Below are 16,002 nucleotides of genomic sequence, written 5' to 3'. Positions count from 1 at the left end.
AGGTATTTTGAAATTTAATTCCACAATGTCGCCCCTACCATCGCTGTCACGGATTCAGACACGACTTTTAGGGAGCGCGATATGTGTGGAATTGTCGGGGCGGTGGCCCAACGGGACATCCTGCCGAACCTTGTCGACGGCCTGAAGCGGCTCGAATACCGCGGCTACGACTCGTGCGGTGTCGTCGTCTACCGCGACCGCGCGCTGGCGCGGGCGCGTAGCGTCGATCGCGTCGCCAACCTGCAGCGCGACATCGCCACGCAGGCACTGTCCGGCTACACCGGCATCGCGCATACGCGCTGGGCGACGCACGGTGCGCCCGTCACGCAAAATGCGCATCCGCATTTCTCGCCGAACGACACCGGCGCACGCATCGCGCTGTCGCACAACGGAATCATCGAGAACTGCGATCAGCTGCGTGCGGAACTCGAAACGCACGGCTATGTGTTCGCGAGCCAGACCGACAGCGAGGCGATCGCGCATCTGATCGATCATCTGTACGACGGCGATCTGTTCGATGCCGTGCAGCGCGCCGCCGCACGTCTGCGCGGCAGCTACGCGATCGCGGTGATGTGCCGCGACGAGCCGCACCGGATCGTCGGCGCGCGCGACGGGATGCCGCTCGTCGTCGGCGTCGGCGACGGCGAGAACTTCCTCGCGTCCGACGCGATCGCGCTGTCGGGCATCACCGATCGCATCGCGTATCTGGAGAACGGCGACGTCGCCGATATCCAACTGCATCGCTACTGGATCGTCGACGCAACCGGGCAGCGCGTCGAACGCCCGGTGCAACGGGTGGCTGCGCACAGCGGCGCGGCCGATCTCGGCTCGTATCGCTACTACATGCAGAAGGAGATTTTCGAGCAGCCACAGGCCGTCGCGGACACGTTGCTCGATGTCGCGTCGATCATGCCCGAGCTGTTCGGCGACGGCGCATGGCGCGTGTTCAACGACGTCGATTCGGTGCTGCTGCTCGCCTGCGGCGGCAGCTACCACGCGGCGCTCACCGCGAAGTACTGGATCGAGAGCATCGCGAAGCTACCGACGAACGTCGAGATTGCGAGCGAATTCCGCTATCGCGACAGCGTGCCGAATCCGCGCACGCTGGTCGTGGCGGTATCGCAGAGCGGCGAGACGGCCGACGTGCTCGGCGCGGTACACGTCGCGAAGCAACGCGGGATGATGCACACGCTTGCGATCTGCAACGTCGCGACGAGTGCGCTGATGCGCGAATGCGCGCTGCAATTCGTCACGCGGGCGGGGATCGAGATCGGCGTCGCATCGACGAAGGCGTTCACGACGCAGCTCGTCGCGCTGTTCCTGCTGACGCTGTCGCTCGCGCAGGTCCGCGGCCGGCTGAGCGACGACGACGAGCACGCGCATCTGCGCGCGCTGCGCCACCTGCCCGACGCGATGTCGAAGGTGCTCGCGCTGGAGCCGCAGATCATGGGCTGGTCGGAACTGCTCGCGCGGCGCGACGACATGCTGTTCCTCGGACGCGGGATGCATTACCCGATCGCGCTCGAGGGCGCGCTGAAGATGAAGGAGATTTCGTATATCCACGCGGAGGCGTATCCGGCCGGCGAACTCAAGCACGGGCCGCTCGCGCTCGTCAGCAACGAGATGCCGGTGATTGCGGTCGCGCCGAACGACACGCTGCTCGAGAAGCTGCGGTCGAACATGCACGAGGTCAGCGCGCGCAACGGAAAGCTGTTCGTGTTCGCGGATGTGGATTGCGGGTTGTCGCCGAGCGAGGGGATCGAGGTGATTCGGCTCAATGAGTACTATGGGCCGCTGTCCCCGATCCTGCATACGATTCCGATGCAACTGCTCGCGTATCACGCGGCGCTGGCGAGAGGGACGGATATCGACAAGCCGAGGAATTTGGCGAAGTCGGTGACGGTGGAGTGAGGGGGGCGGTGGGCATTGCAAAGGCCCGGGAAGCGGCAGCACATGCCGAATCGATGTGACATGCACGCTGACGCCCGACCCTTGTGCGAGCATCGACGAGCAGAAGCGCGCGATCAAGCCTGACGGCCGGCATCAGATTCAGGCCGAGCTCCTTCTGCCACTCGTCGTCACTCGGCGCGGCGAAGCCACCGGCCGGCGCGTGAGTTCAAGATCGAAGCTCATGGCGAAATTCGCAGTCGGATGACGAGATCGCCCGCGACGGTAAAGCGAAAGCGAAGGCGGATAGGACTACCCGGGAAGTTGCCGCTGACGTTTGCGATCACCGTCCTCTGCGCGCCGATGGTCTGCCACGAGACCGGCTCGGTCGTGCATTCGTACTTGGCAATGACTTCGGCATTCCACGCAGCAATAGCCGCACTGCCTCAGTGCTCGAGGGGCCAGTCACTCTGCCCTGCCCTCGACGCGCTGCTGACTTGGGCCGAGCAGCGACCGACGCAGCGTCAGCAGCGCTAGTCGAAGCGCGTTCCCGAGACCGGCAATACCTGCGGCGCCGTGGTCGCGCGGCCGTAACGCGCGGCAGACAGGCATGGCAGGACCGCCAAGAGAAACAAATTCCCCAAATTCCCATCTTCAAAGATTCAATTTCCACACCTACGCCATTGCACAGCTCATTTTGGAGCCATTTTCCACTGCGCGCGCCGTATCATTTCGCCGTTCCGACGCGCAACAGAAAACCATGAGCGACAGCACCCCGTTCCATTACCTCGACTACGCCGCCACCACGCCCGCGGATTCCCGCGTCATTGAAGCGATGACCGCCTGCCTCGGCTTCGACGGCATCTTTGGCAATCCGGCCTCCAGTTCGCACATCGCAGGCCGCCTCGCAAGACAGAAAGTCGAGCACGCACGCGAACAGGTCGCCGCGCTGATCGGCGCAGACGCAGACGAAATCGTCTGGACGTCGGGCGCCACCGAATCGAACAACCTCGCGCTGAAGGGTTACGCGGACACCGCAAGCGACCGCCGCCACCTGATCACGAGCCGCATCGAACACAAGGCGATCCTCGACACGATGGCGAACCTGTCGAAACGCGGGATGACGGTCACCTATCTGTCGCCCACGCCGGACGGCGAAATCACGGCCGACGCCGTAGCCGCGGCGATCGGCCCCGATACCGGCCTCGTCTCGCTGATGCTCGTGAACAACGAGCTCGGCACGCTGACCGACGTCGGCGCGATCGCGCGCATCGTCCACGCGGCTGGCGCGCTGCTGCACGTCGATGCCGCGCAAGCGCTCGGCAAGACGCCGATCGACGTGCACGCGCTCGGCATCGACATGATGTCGATGTCCGCACACAAGGTTTACGGTCCCAAAGGCATCGGCGCGCTGTACGTGCGCCGCGAAATCGCCGAGCGGATCGCGCCGCAGATACATGGCGGCGGCCATGAGCGCGGGTTGCGCTCGGGCACGCTCGCGACGCATCAGATCGTCGGCATGGGCGTCGCCTGCGAACTCGCGGCAGCAAAGCTCGACAGCGAAGCCCCGCGCATCGCGGCGCTCGCCGCGCGCCTGAAGGATGCCGTGCTCGCACTCGGCGACGTCACGCACAACGCGGCCGCCGCCGCGCGGATTCCGCACACGCTGAGCCTGACGGTCGACGCCCCGGGCTTCTTGCCGTTCATGCTGGGCGACACGCTGGCGGTGTCGTCGACGTCCGCATGCAATTCGACGAGCGGCGCACCTTCGCATGTGCTGACCGCGATCGGCCTCGATGCGAGCGCCGCGAGCCGCACCGTGCGCGTCAGCCTGGGCCGCTTCACGACCGAGCAGGACATCGACGCCGCGATCGCGTGCTTCCGGCGCGCGATCGAACAGTGCCGCGCCGCCGCATCGAGCGGCTTCGCCGCGGCGCGCCAGATCACGCCGGCCGACCTGCCCGCGATTCGCGACGCCGGCTATCGCGCCGTCATCTGCAACCGGCCGGACGGCGAAGAAGCCGATCAACCCGCGTTCGCCGAAATCGCGGCAGCGGCACGCGCGCTGGGCCTCGATGCACGCTATCTGCCGGTACGCCGCGACGAAATCGGCGACGCGGACGTCGAAGCGTTCGCGGCACTCGTCGACGCGCTGCCGAAACCCGTGCTCGCGTATTGCCGAAGCGGCAGCCGCGCCGGAATGCTGTGGCATCGGCTGACGATGCGCCGCGCCGCGTAATCGCTCACATTCAGCGCGTCGTGCGCGTCCCGCATGCGCCGCGCCGCGGCGCTCCAACGCACCACGTACCGCGAACCGCCGCCGTCGCTCCGCGGCGCGCTGATCGAACGGCGACCGGACGCATCCGGTCGCCGTCACCGCTACCTCACTCCTGCTGCTCCTGTTGCTGCTGCAGTTGCCGCTGTTGCAGATACTGCCGCACGTCGCTCATCGTCACGCGTCCGGTGTGCTTCGCATCGATCTCGTCGAAGTGCTTGGCGATATAGCCGAGACCGCTGCTCTGCGCCTGCGCCTTCGTCACGGCCGCGCCGTTGCTCAGCACGGTATTGCCGCCGAGCCGTGCATCGACGCGCCGCTGCGCCTGCTGCTGCAGCGTCGTGCCGGTCGACGGCAAGACCGGCGCCACGCGGTGCGAAGGAAAGAACGGGCCGTCGACGCCGCGCGTGCCGTGCGGCAGCTTCACGGGCGCGACGGGCTGCGGCGGCAGCGCGTGCGCGCTGCCGATCGTGGCGGCGACGACGATCAACGGAGACATACGCCGCATCAATTGGATTAGGGACATGATCGCTCGCATTCAATGGATGAACTGGGATTCCCGCGGATCGCCTGCAACGCAGGCGTCCGTCGCTCACAAAGCCGCCGCGACCGCCGTCGCCGCGCCCGAGGCCGGCGTGCTGCCGGTCGGCGTGCCGGCCGGGCTCTGGTCAGGCCACGGCGGCGGCAGCATGCGCAACGTCAGCGCGGTCGGAATCCGGCTGCCCTGATAAAAGCGCTTCAGGTCCCGCTTCATCTGCGGACGTGCTACGTCGTCCAGATAAATCATATGCCCGCCCTGGAAGAAGTTCACCTGCAGCTTCGGGTTCAGGCCCTTCACCGTCTGCAGCCGCGCGAGCTCCTTCTCGGTGCTGAAGAACGGCGTCGCGAGATCGTGATAGCCGTTCTCCGCGAGCACCTGCAGCTGCGGATTGAGCTGCAGCGCGCCGAGCAGATCGGGGATCGTATCGGGCATCGGCTGGCCGTCGTGCGAGAAGTCCCACACCTCGATGATGCTGTCGTTCAGCGGTACGTAAGTCGCGTTCGGCGCGCTGTAGCCGAGATAGTCGGGCAACTGCGTCGCGAGTGCATTCGTGAACGGCTCCGAAATCAGGATGTCGGACGGATCGCCGTCGGTCTGCAAGCGCGGATCCGAATTCGGCAGCGAGACGCGTCCGTCATACCGGCCGATCGTCGTGCCCGGCAGCAGGCTCGTGCCGAACGGGTTCGCGTTGAAGTAGCCGCGCAGCGCCTGCTGCGTGAGACCGGACGGCAACGACCACAGCCGCAGCGTCGCATCGCTCGGGAACACCGGCGTGCCGAGCGCATCGGGGATCCCGAGCTGGCTCAGCACCCACGACTGCGAATACTTCTGCAACTGCTGGTAGATGAGCGTCGTGAACAGTTCGGTCTGCAGCGCATACAGCCCCTGGTTCACCGGCGCCGGCGACACCTGATTGAAGTACGCCGCCACCGCCGCATAGCCGGGCAGATAGCCGGCCACGGTGTCGGTGTCGAGCAGCAGCCCTTCGGTCGACTGCGTGATCGCAACCGCTTCGATCGCATCGGCGAAGTAGTTCAGGATCGACGACTGCAGCACGATGCCCGTCAGATGCACGCCGGCGGATTCGAGTGCCAGCGCGAGCATATCGGTGCGCGGCGTGCCGTACGATTCGCCGTACAGATAGATCGGCGAGCTGCTGCGATTGTTGACGGCCAGATAGCGCTGGATGAAGTCGCGCATGATGTTGACGTCGGCGTCCGAACTCCAGAACTTCTGGTTCGTGTTCGGCAGCACCGCTTCCGACAGGCCCGTGCCCGGCGGATCGATGAACACGAGATCGGTCGTGTCGATCAGGCTCTCCTGGTTGTCGACGAGCGGATAGTTCGGCCAGTTCGTGCCGAACAGCGGATCGGGCGTCGCGACGCGCGTCGGCGCGAACGAGCCGAGGCGCAGCCAGATCGACGACGAACCGGGGCCGCCGTTGTACACGAACGTGACGGGCCGCGGCTTGCCGTTCGTGCTCGGCGCGGTATAGGCGACGTACGACATCGACGCTTCCGGATTGCCCTGCGCGTCGGCCGCCGTGAGGTGGCCGGTGGTCGTCGTGTAGTTGACGGTCGTGCCGCCGGACTTCCACGTGTAATGCATGACGGCCGCCTTCTCGGCTACCTGCGTCGGGTCGAGCCCGTCCGTCGCGTTCATCGAATACGCAACCGGATCGACATAAGGCTGGTTCGCGGACGGCGTCGCGCCGTCGGCAGCCTGCTGCGCGCTCGCCTGTCGGCTCGTCGTCGCCTGCGCGAGGCTCGACACGCCGACGGACGACGAATCGTCGCCGCCGCAGCCCGCGAGCACGAGTGTCACGATGGTCAGCACACCTAGCCCGGCCAACCGGCCGCGACGGCCGATGCGGTTGCCGGTACAGCTCCTGTCTGGTTTCATCTCTGTCCTTGGTGTTGGGTGAAATACCGCTTCACAAAGGGCCGCCTGCGCCGGCGACACGCGCGCGCATACCCGCCACGCGCGTGCACGTCGGCATACGGCGGTTGGGATCGACTGCTTCAAGAGACTGAACGTGATACAGACACAGCGACTGCTGGCGTGATCGATACTGGAACGCCCCCTGCCGTGATGACTTCCTTTTATTACCGAAATTTACGACAACACAAAAATAGGCGGTGCTGCGCTGCGTTGTCAAAGATCATTCTGATATTAAGGAGATCGCGATAATGCGCATCCGGATCAGTTGCCGAATGCGGGCGCGCGTAGCGATTGTTCGGGAATAACGCGGTTTTTTCGTCGCTTCAACGCGATTCTTTCTCTTTAACGATCCAACCTGGCTGCGACAGCACGGAAAGCCGTTTCAGCGCGAGTGAAAGCATTCAGATCGCTATATGATTTCTTTCATTTTAATTTCGATAAGCGGCTAATTGACGCGTTTCCCGCATATCCGATTGTTTGATACGCACGATTGATTCGCGCGAATGAATCTCACCGTGCGCTTTCGTCCGTGCCGGAAAGAAAATACCGATTCTTTTAATTCGTTTCGCAATGGCCGGCATCATTTACACGATCGGCCGCGCGCGCATACCGCCGCGAAAACGACAACGGGCGGCCGCGCCGCCCGTCGTCTGCCGCGAACGCGTCGCCGCGCGGCTATCGGCCGCCGCCCGGCAGCGCGATGTCGATCAGCACCGGATCGTGGTCCGACGAGCGATACGCATCCGGCGCGTAGTACGTCTGCTGCTGCTCGGCCGACTTGTACGCGAGCGTGTACTGCAGCGCGACGGGCTCGTCCGCGTTGATGTGCCATTCGTGCACGGCCTTCACGTGCGACGCGAGCGGCAGCGATGCGAGCGCATGGTCGAGATAGCCGGCTTCGCCGTTGTACACGTAGCTGTACGCGTTCGCACCGATCCAGCGCGACACGAGGTTGCGATAGCCGCGCGATTCGAGCAGGCGGATCGGATCTTCGTACGTGTAGCTGTTGAAGTCGCCGATCAGCAGCACGCCCTGCCCGGCGACGCCGGTCGGCGTACCGGCCAGCCAGTCGGCGAGCTTCGCGGCCGCGCGCGTGCGCGTCGGGTTCCAGCAACCCTGGCCGTCGCCCTGGTCGAGATCGTCGTTGGTCGCATCCGGGCAGTTCTTCGATTTCAGATGATTGACGACGATCGTCAGCGCCTGCTTGCCGCCGATGCGCCGGAACGATTGCGCGAGCGGCTGGCGGTTCTTGTCGTCGATCGCAAGCGTCGCCGCGCGGCCGACCGGCTCGACCTTGCGACTGTCGTAGATCATCGCGACCGCGATCGCGTCGCCGCCGAGCCGCGACGTGCCCGGATCGACGACGCGCCACGCACCGCCAAGCTTCGCCGCGAGCTGGCGGACCGCGCTCAGTTCGCCGTAGCCGTTGTTCTGTATTTCCATCAGGCCGATCACGTCCGCATCGAGCGCCTTCAGCGCGCTGACGATCTTCGCTTCCTGGCGCTGGAATTCCTGATAGGTCTTCGCGCCGCGATTGTTCGGATCGTCGAAGCCGCCGCCGAGACCGTTGCCGTTGAAATAGTTCAGCACGTTGAACGATGCGACGCGCAGGTTCGCGTGCGGATCGCGCGCCGGTGCGTTCGTGCGCGGGTTCGCGCGCGCATCGAACGTCGGCGCGGCGGCACCCGGCACCGGCTGCACGCGCCAGGCGCCGTAGCGCACTTCGAGCACGCCCTGCACGTCGCGCACCGTGTAGCCCGTACGCAGCGTGTTCGCCGCCGACAGTTGCGGCACCGGATACGGCACGCTCGCCGGGTTCTGCTTGTTCGATCCGTCGTCGAGGATCAGGCGGTTGCGCGCGTTCGCGTCGATCTGCGACTGCGCCTGCGACGGCGGCACGACGCTCGTCGGCGTGCGCAGACGGCCGTTGCTGAGCAGCACGCTGCCGTAGCGGCCGAGCTCGTAGTTGTCGGTGACTGTCAGCGTCTGCGGCAGGCGCACGAGCATCCCTTCATACGCGGCGAACGCGTTCGGGCTGTCGACCGGCAGCGTCAGCGTCGCCGGCGTGACCGTCTGGCCGTTCGCGCAGACGGCGATCGCGCCCGACAGCGTGAGCTGCGTCTGCCCGTACTTCTCCTCGACCTTGCCCGTCACGTGAACGAGATCGCCGGCCTTCGCGCGCGCTTTCCGCGCATAGACGAACAGCCCTTCGGACACGCCCGGCTGGTTGCGTCGCTGCGGGTCGGCCTGCTGCACGAAGAAGCCGCCGAAGCCGTCCGTGCCGCCGAAATCGGCAGTGACGACGGCCTCGATCGATACGTTCTGGCCGGCGAGCGGCGATGGCGCGCCGGGCCCCTGGATGTCGGCGATCGGCGTCGCGCTACCGCCGCAGTTCGCACTGACGGGCGCGGCGGTGACGGCGAGCGCGGGCGCGATGAGCGCGGGCAACAGCAGCAGCGGGGCAAACAGGCGAAGAGTCGAGCGCATCACGGGATCCCGGTTGTAAAGGATCGCGAAAGCTTAGCGTCGATCGATGACAGTTTTCGGTAACCGGCCGACAGGCCGATGTAATTCGGCAGCGCATTCCCACATGTTGAGCACGCAACGTCCCATCAATCGGGATGCCTGTCCAAATGTTGACGCACGTCGCGCCGCCGCTCTAACGTTCGGCCGAATGTCATCGAATGCGGCCGCGCCCGAACCCGTGCGCCGGCCGCACGGCACACAGGAGACAACCGTGACCCAATCCGCGTCGCGCACGCACGCCAGTCAACCGGAGCGGCAGCCGCACGCGCACGCCAGCCCCGCCCTGCCCATCGAATCCGCATCGCGCGGCACGGACGCGACGCCGTCGCGCAAGCGGCTGCTGATCCTCGTGCTGCTGTTCGTCACGGTCGTGATCAATTATCTCGACCGCAGCAATCTGTCGATCGCCGCACCCGAGCTGTTTCGCGAATTGAACATCGATCCCGTGCACGCGGGGCTCGTGTTTTCCGCATTCGGCTGGACCTATGCGCTGATGCAGATTCCCGGCGGCTGGCTCGTCGACAAGGTGTCGCCGCGTGTGCTGTATACGGGCGCGCTCGCGCTCTGGTCGGCCGCGACGCTGCTGCTCGGCTTCGCCGGTTCGTTCGTCGGCGTGATCGTGCTGCGGCTCGCGGTCGGCGCGCTCGAAGCGCCCGCGTATCCGATCAACAATCGCGTCGTCACGACGTGGTTTCCGACGCGCGAACGCGCGAGCGCGATCGGCGGCTATACGTCGGGCCAGTTCGTCGGCCTCGCGTTTCTGACGCCGGTGCTCGCGTGGCTGCAGGTGCATCTCGGCTGGCACATGGTGTTCGTCGCGACGGGCCTTGCCGGCATCGTCTGGGCGGCGATCTGGTACGCGGTGTATCGCGAGCCGCGCGCGTTTCGCGGCGTCAACGCAGCCGAGATCGCGCTGATCCGCGACGGTGGCGGCCTCGTCGATCTCGAGGATCGCGTCGCCGCCCGCCGCGAGCGCGCACCCTCGACGTGGCGCGATCTCGGGATCGTGCTCGGCCGGCGCAAGCTGTGGGGCATCTATCTCGGCCAGTTCGCGCTGAACTCGACGCTGTGGTTCTTCCTCACCTGGTTCCCGACCTACCTCGTCAAATATCGCGGGATGGACTTCATCAAGTCGGGCTTTCTCGCGTCGCTGCCGTTTCTCGCCGCATTCGTCGGCGTGCTGTGCTCGGGCCTGCTGTCGGACTGGCTGATGCGCCGCGGCGCGTCGCAGGGCTTCGCGCGCAAGCTGCCGATCATCTCCGGGCTGCTGATCTCGACGTGCATCATCGGCGCGAACTACGTCACGTCGACGGGCTGGGTGATCGCGTTCATGACGCTCGCGTTCTTCGGCAACGGCTTCGCGTCGATCACGTGGTCGCTCGTGTCGGGGCTCGCACCCGCGCGGCTGCTCGGCCTGACGGGCGGCGTGTTCAACCTGATCGGCAACTTGTCGGCGATCGCGACGCCGATCGTGATCGGGCTGCTCGTCGACGGCGCGGACTTCTCGCGCGCGATCACCTACATCGCGGCGATGGCGCTCGCCGGCAGCCTGTCGTACGGCCTGCTGGTCGGCAAGGTCGAACGCATCGACGCATGAGCGCGGCCGTCACGCGGCGAGCGCGACGGCCTTGATGTCGAACGCGCGCAGCAGATCGTCGCAGAACGCGTCGACGATCGGCTTCTCCGACGTGCTGCGCTTCATCGCGAGATGCATCGGCACGTCGAAGCTGAACGTCGCGCGTCCGACGGCCTTCACGAGCCCGCGCTGCTCGAACGGCTCCGCGTAGTGCGCGGGCAGATAGCCGAGATGGCCGCCCGACAGGATCAGGATCGTCGCGGCCTCGATGCTGTCCGCGCTCGCCGTCACGCGGCGCTCGGGCAGCGGATACTGTTCCTCCGGCACCGGATAGGTGCGCCACACCCAGTCGTGCGCCTGCAGATCGTCGGCCGTCACCGCGCGCGACGCATGAAACAGCGGATGCCCGCGCCCGCAGTAGATCACCTGCTGCTCGGTAAACAGCGGCGTATAGACGAGCCCCGGCACGCGATGCCAGAAATAGCCGATGGCGAGATCGAGCTGGTTATTCACGAGGCTTTCCTCGAGCTCCTGCGGCGACGCGACCTTCATCGAAAACGTGACCGCCTGGTCGCGCTTGCGGAACGCGCCGATCGCTTCGGCAAGACGCGCGTTCTCGACGAGCGGCGCCTGGCCGATCAATCCGATCGACAGCGTGCCGACGAGCTTGCGATCGATGTCGCGCACGCGCGCGACGAACTCGGACGTCGCGGCGACGAGCGTGCGCGCCGTCGCCGCGAAGCGCTCGCCTTTCGACGTGAGCCGAAAGCCGCCGCGCCCGCGGTCGCACAGCTTGAAGCCGACGCGCGCTTCCAGCGCGGACAGCTGCGTACTGATGGTCGACTGGCGCACGCCGAGCGACGCCTCGGCAGCCGTGATGCCGCGCGCGTCGACGACGGCCAGAAAAACCCGGATGAGCCGGAGATCGAGATCGGTGGTATTCGAGAACATGCTGGAGCCTGCTTACATAGAGAGCACGCATGCGTTGCCATGAGAACGGCCGCGCGCCGCCATCGGCATCGGCGCGCGCCGCCGCGCTTGGTCGTTACATCGGGAAGCCCATCGCCTTGATGCCGTTGATCCACGCGCGCTTCCATCCGCCTTCGGCATCCGCGCCGTCGAACGCATGGAACGTGATCTTCGCGGCGATCCAGCGCATCGGCTCGGGCGGAATGTAGCTCGGGCTCTGGTTCGCGATGTCGAGCTTGCGCTCGGGGCTGTCGCGATCGAACAGGATGTTCAGCCCCATGAATGCGCCGAATCGGCTCGCCGCGACGCCGAAGCCCGTATAGCCGGCGACGAACACCGCCTTGCCGCCGAGATAGCGCTTCGCGAACACCGAGCCGCGCGAGCAGTAGTCGATCGGGCCGCCCCACGCATGCGAGAAGCGCACGTCGCTCAGCTGCGGGAAGGTCCGGTAGAACGCCTGCGCGAGCCGGTAGTAGGTTTCGCGCCGACCGTCCTGCTGCGGATTCGGATCGCCGTCGAAGTGATAGCTGACGAGCCCGCCGAAGATGATGCTGTTGTGCTTCGTCAGCCGGAAATAGTTGAGCTGCGTGCGCGTGTCGTAGACGCCCTGCCGGTTCTTCCAGCCGATCCGCGCGAGCTGCTCGTCGGTGAGCGGCTCGGTCGCGAGCACGTGATCGCGCACCTGCATCACGCGGCGATTGATGTCGGCAATCCCGACCTTCGCGGTGCCGCTGCCGAACACGACGCGCGGCGCGCGCACGCTGCCGTTCGGCGTCTTCACGTACACGGTGCTGCCTTCGTCCGTCACGGCCGTCAACGGCGTGTGCTCGTACAGCTTCACGCCGAGCGACAGCGCCGCGCGCTTGAGCCCCCATGCGAGCTTCGCCGGATGCACGATCCCGCTGCGGTTGCGCGACCACAGCGCGCCCGCGAACAGCGGCGAATTCAGTTGTTCGAGCGTCTCGTCGCGATCGAGCAGCACGACATCGTGGCCGTATGCGCGATGCAACTCGTAGTCGCCCTGCAGATGCGCGATGTGGTCCGGATCGACCGCGACCGTCATCTCGCCGTTCCATTCGACGTCGGCGTCGATGTCGTAGCGCTTCAGCGTTTCCTCGAAGCCGTCGAGATTGCGATGGCCGAACGCCTCGAGCTGCGCGATGTCGTTCGGAAACACGCGTACCGCATTCGGCAGCCCGTGCATCACCGATGTCGAGATGATTCCGCCCGCGCGCCCCGACGCGCCGTGCGCAACCTTGCCCGCCTCGATGAGCACGACGTTCAGATGCGGCATCTGCTCCTTCGCCTGCACGGCCGACCACAGCCCCGTAAAGCCGCCGCCGACGATCAGCAGGTCGGCCGTCACGTCGCCCGACAATGCAGGCTCCGCCGCCGGCGCGGCCGGGTTGTCGAGCCAGTACGGAGAGAGCTTCGTGTGCTCGAGCGCCTGTTCGACGCTCAGTGCGGCCGGCGCGTCGCGCCTCGCGTGCGGCGGTTCCGGCACGGTCCGTTTTGCTTCGTTGACTTCCATTTCCATGATTCCAGCGCTCCCGCGCGATTGCGCCCGTGTCGTCCCGCACGCGGTACGCGCGTGCCGCTGCCGCCCCGGGCACGACCCGCTTCGCAGTGCGGACGATCGAAAATGCATCGGCCGCCGCGCGCGCGTCACACGGACGACGGCCACGCGGCGACCGATGCGGACATCACGACTTCTCGAGCAGCACGTAGAACTTCTTGGCGTCCTCGAGGGTCTCCCAGCGACCCGCGAAGCCGGCCGGCAGCAGATAGCCTTCGCCCCGCGCGAACTCCTTGCGGTTGCCTTCGACGTCGGTCAGCGCGATGCGGCCTTCGACGAGCCATACGGCCTCGTCCGCGGCGGTTTCGGGAAAGTCGACCGCGCCGACCTTCCCTTCCCACCAGCCGACGATGTAGTTGCCGCCCTTGCCTTCGGCCGCACGCCAGTCGCTTTCGTCCATCCCGAAGTCGAGCTTCGTGAATTCGCCTACGCCTGCGCCGAGCGGCAGAATGTCCTTGATCAGTTTGGTCATCTGAATCTTTCGTCTCTCGTTTGAAAAAGCAGAGACGAAGTTACCGATTTACACTGCGCCGGTATGCCCCCCTGCAGGGGGGACAAACCGCGTTTTGCGGCGCGCACGCCGATCGCGCGCGCCGGTATTTCCCCTTACTGACGTTTCGCGCGGCGGACGCTAAAATCCGCGCGCTTTTTCCGCAGGCTTTTCATCGGGGGACCGCATGCTGCTGAACGTGAACCCCTTCCATCGCGACGACGACCGCTTCAACGTGTCGTTCAAGGCACTCGGCGAATTGATCGAAACGGTCGGCACGCCGCATTTCGTGCCGCGTCTCACGCAATTGCTGAACGAAGTGGTGCCGCTCGACGTGCTGCACGTCGAACGCTCGCGCGTCGACGGCGCGATGCCGACCGGCTATCGCTGCGAATGGATCGGCAGCAGCGGGATCGGTACCGCGAGTGCCGAAATCTCCGACGTGATGACGCTCTACTACGAGCGCTTTCTCGACAGCGATCCGCTGTTCGCGGGGCTGCGCGGCAAGACCGGCACGATGCTCGTCGTGCGCGACATCGCGGCGATTCCGCCCGGCGAATTCCGGCAGCGGCTATTCGACGACGTGCGGATCGGCCACGAATGCGTACTCGCGCGCGGCACGCGCTACGCGCAGCATTCGATCGCGCTCGAACGCGGCCGCGACCGGCCGCCGTTCACGCTCGCCGAGATGAACCGCTTTCGCAGCATCAGCGACGTGCTGTTTCCGCTGCTCGAGCTGCATGCGTCGACCACCGCCGCGCGGCGCGTCGCGCATCCGGCGCCCGACGTGCATCCGCTCGCGCAGTTCGATGCGCGCATCGCGGCCGACGGCGTGAAGCTGTCGAAGCGCGAATACGAAACCTGCAAGCATCTGCTGTCGGGCAAGACCGTGCCCGAGACGGCCGAGATTCTCGGCGTGCGCGTCGCGTCGGCCGAGTCGTACGTGAAGCGCGCGTTCGCAAAGCTTGGCGTGCGCACGAAGCGCGAGCTCGTCGCGTGGGGCGCGGCCGCGCCGCTGCCGGCCGCCGCGCGCGGCGACGCGCACGATGTCGTGCCGGGTGACGACGCAGCGCCGAGCGCCGCCGCAGACTGACGCACGGCCGCGTTGCGCGCACTCGATGCGGCGGCGCCCGTTGCATCGAATGTCGTCGATGTGAACGTTGCGACTTCAAAATCTTCGCGCATGCGTTCTCCTCTACCATCGGCCGATCGCTTTCGATCGACCAGAGGAGACGCCCCATGCACCGCGAACTGAATCAACCGATGGGCGGCAACGAGATGCCGCGCTTTGGCGGCATCGCCACGATGATGCGCCTGCCGCAGGCCGACACGACCGACGGCCTCGACGCATGCTTCGTCGGCGTGCCGCTCGACCTCGGCACGTCGAACCGCTCGGGGTCGCGCTTCGGCCCGCGCCAGATCCGCGCCGAATCGGTGCTGCTGCGCCCCTACAACATGGCCACGCGCGCCGCGCCGTTCGATTCGCTGCAAGTCGCCGACATCGGCGACGTCGCGACGAACCCGTACGACCTGAAGGATTCGGTGCGCCGGATCGAGGCGGCGTACGACCGGATCGTCGCGAACGGCTGCCGCCCGATCACGCTCGGCGGCGATCACACGATCGCCTGGCCGATCCTGCGCGCGCTGCATCGGAAGTACGGCAAGGTCGCCGTCGTGCATGTCGATGCGCACGCGGACGTCAACGATACGATGTTCGGCGAGAAGATCGCGCACGGCACGCCGTTTCGCCGCGCGGTCGAAGACGGGCTGCTGCAATGCGACAAGGTCACGCAGATCGGCCTGCGCGGCACCGGCTATCACGCCGACGATTTCGACTGGTGCCGCGAGCAGGGTTTCACCGTCGTGCAGGCCGAAGCATGCTGGAACAAGTCGCTTGCGCCGCTGATGGCGCAGGTGCGCGAGCGCGTCGGCGACACGCCCGTTTATCTGAGCTTCGACATCGACGGCCTCGATCCGTCGTTCGCACCCGGCACCGGCACGCCGGAGATCGGCGGGCTGTCCGTCCAGCAGGGACTCGAAATCGTGCGCGGGATGAAAGGCTTGAACATCGTCGGCGCGGATCTCGTCGAAGTGTCGCCGCCCTACGATCCGGCCGGCACCACGGCGCTCGTCGGCGCAAACCTCGCGTTCGAGATGCTGTGCGTGATGCCCGGCGTCGCGTACCGCTGACCTGAAACCGAACACCGCCCGAGAGGATGAA

At 66.2% G+C, this 16,002-nt stretch carries 11 protein-coding genes and 1 pseudogene; 5 read left to right on the top strand and 7 right to left on the bottom strand.

Translation table 11 applies throughout. The features are described from left to right. Window positions 1-81: 81 nt before the first annotated feature. Window positions 82-1,911 carry a glutamine--fructose-6-phosphate transaminase (isomerizing) gene (gene glmS / locus NP80_RS04095; protein ID WP_035946418.1) on the top strand — a complete coding sequence of 610 codons (1,830 nt, stop codon included), beginning with the start codon at window positions 82-84 and terminating at the stop codon, window positions 1,909-1,911. Between the two features lie 27 nt (window positions 1,912-1,938). Here glmS and NP80_RS31875 read toward each other — a convergent pair. Continuing rightward, window positions 1,939-2,110: pseudogene (locus tag NP80_RS31875) on the bottom strand (short-chain dehydrogenase); the annotation flags it as partial. Between the two features lie 537 nt (window positions 2,111-2,647). Between NP80_RS31875 and NP80_RS04080 the strand changes: the two are divergent. Further along, complete coding sequence (locus NP80_RS04080) at window positions 2,648-4,126, top strand: aminotransferase class V-fold PLP-dependent enzyme (RefSeq protein ID WP_035488005.1); 1,479 nt, start codon at window positions 2,648-2,650, stop codon at window positions 4,124-4,126. 145 nt (window positions 4,127-4,271) lie between these two features. Here the strand turns inward: NP80_RS04080 and NP80_RS04075 are convergent, their stop codons facing one another. From NP80_RS04075 to NP80_RS04065, 3 genes are all read right to left on the bottom strand, one after another. After that, entirely contained in the window at window positions 4,272-4,661 is a 390-nt protein-coding gene (locus NP80_RS04075) for a hypothetical protein (RefSeq protein ID WP_006404456.1), read from the bottom strand. Between the two features lie 93 nt (window positions 4,662-4,754). Further along, a complete protein-coding gene (locus NP80_RS04070; protein ID WP_035946413.1) occupies window positions 4,755-6,605 on the bottom strand; it encodes a S10 family serine carboxypeptidase-like protein in 1,851 nt (616 codons plus the stop codon). Between the two features lie 714 nt (window positions 6,606-7,319). Next, window positions 7,320-9,131: an ExeM/NucH family extracellular endonuclease gene (locus NP80_RS04065; RefSeq protein ID WP_006409681.1), complete on the bottom strand. Its 1,812-nt coding sequence runs from the start codon at window positions 9,129-9,131 to the stop codon at window positions 7,320-7,322. A gap of 250 nt (window positions 9,132-9,381) precedes the next feature. On the opposite strand from NP80_RS04065, the gene NP80_RS04060 reads away from it, so the two are divergent. Further along, entirely contained in the window at window positions 9,382-10,767 is a 1,386-nt protein-coding gene (locus NP80_RS04060) for an MFS transporter (RefSeq protein WP_006404460.1), read from the top strand. Window positions 10,768-10,776: 9 nt separating this feature from the next. On the opposite strand, the gene NP80_RS04055 is transcribed toward NP80_RS04060, so the two are convergent. From NP80_RS04055 to NP80_RS04045, 3 genes are all read right to left on the bottom strand, one after another. Continuing rightward, window positions 10,777-11,697 (bottom strand): LysR family transcriptional regulator, encoded by a 921-nt coding sequence (locus tag NP80_RS04055; protein ID WP_006397741.1) that lies wholly within the window; start codon window positions 11,695-11,697, stop codon window positions 10,777-10,779. A 94-nt stretch (window positions 11,698-11,791) separates the two neighbouring features. Beyond that, window positions 11,792-13,252: an NAD(P)/FAD-dependent oxidoreductase gene (locus tag NP80_RS04050; protein WP_006409682.1), complete on the bottom strand. Its 1,461-nt coding sequence runs from the start codon at window positions 13,250-13,252 to the stop codon at window positions 11,792-11,794. A 166-nt stretch (window positions 13,253-13,418) separates the two neighbouring features. Next, window positions 13,419-13,763 (bottom strand): cupin domain-containing protein, encoded by a 345-nt coding sequence (locus tag NP80_RS04045; RefSeq protein ID WP_006404462.1) that lies wholly within the window; start codon window positions 13,761-13,763, stop codon window positions 13,419-13,421. Window positions 13,764-13,968: 205 nt separating this feature from the next. Between NP80_RS04045 and NP80_RS04040 the strand changes: the two genes are divergently transcribed. Together NP80_RS04040 and speB are read left to right on the top strand one after the other, a co-directional pair. Further along, window positions 13,969-14,874: a helix-turn-helix transcriptional regulator gene (locus NP80_RS04040; RefSeq protein WP_006404463.1), complete on the top strand. Its 906-nt coding sequence runs from the start codon at window positions 13,969-13,971 to the stop codon at window positions 14,872-14,874. 146 nt (window positions 14,875-15,020) lie between these two features. Then, entirely contained in the window at window positions 15,021-15,971 is a 951-nt protein-coding gene (gene speB / locus NP80_RS04035) for an agmatinase (protein ID WP_006404464.1), read from the top strand. The last annotated feature ends 31 nt before the right edge of the window (window positions 15,972-16,002 follow it).

It is taken from the genome of Burkholderia multivorans ATCC BAA-247, from assembly GCF_000959525.1.
GTDB classification, from domain to species: Bacteria; Pseudomonadota; Gammaproteobacteria; order Burkholderiales; family Burkholderiaceae; genus Burkholderia; species Burkholderia multivorans.
This window is presented reverse-complemented; position numbering and strand designations above follow the sequence as displayed.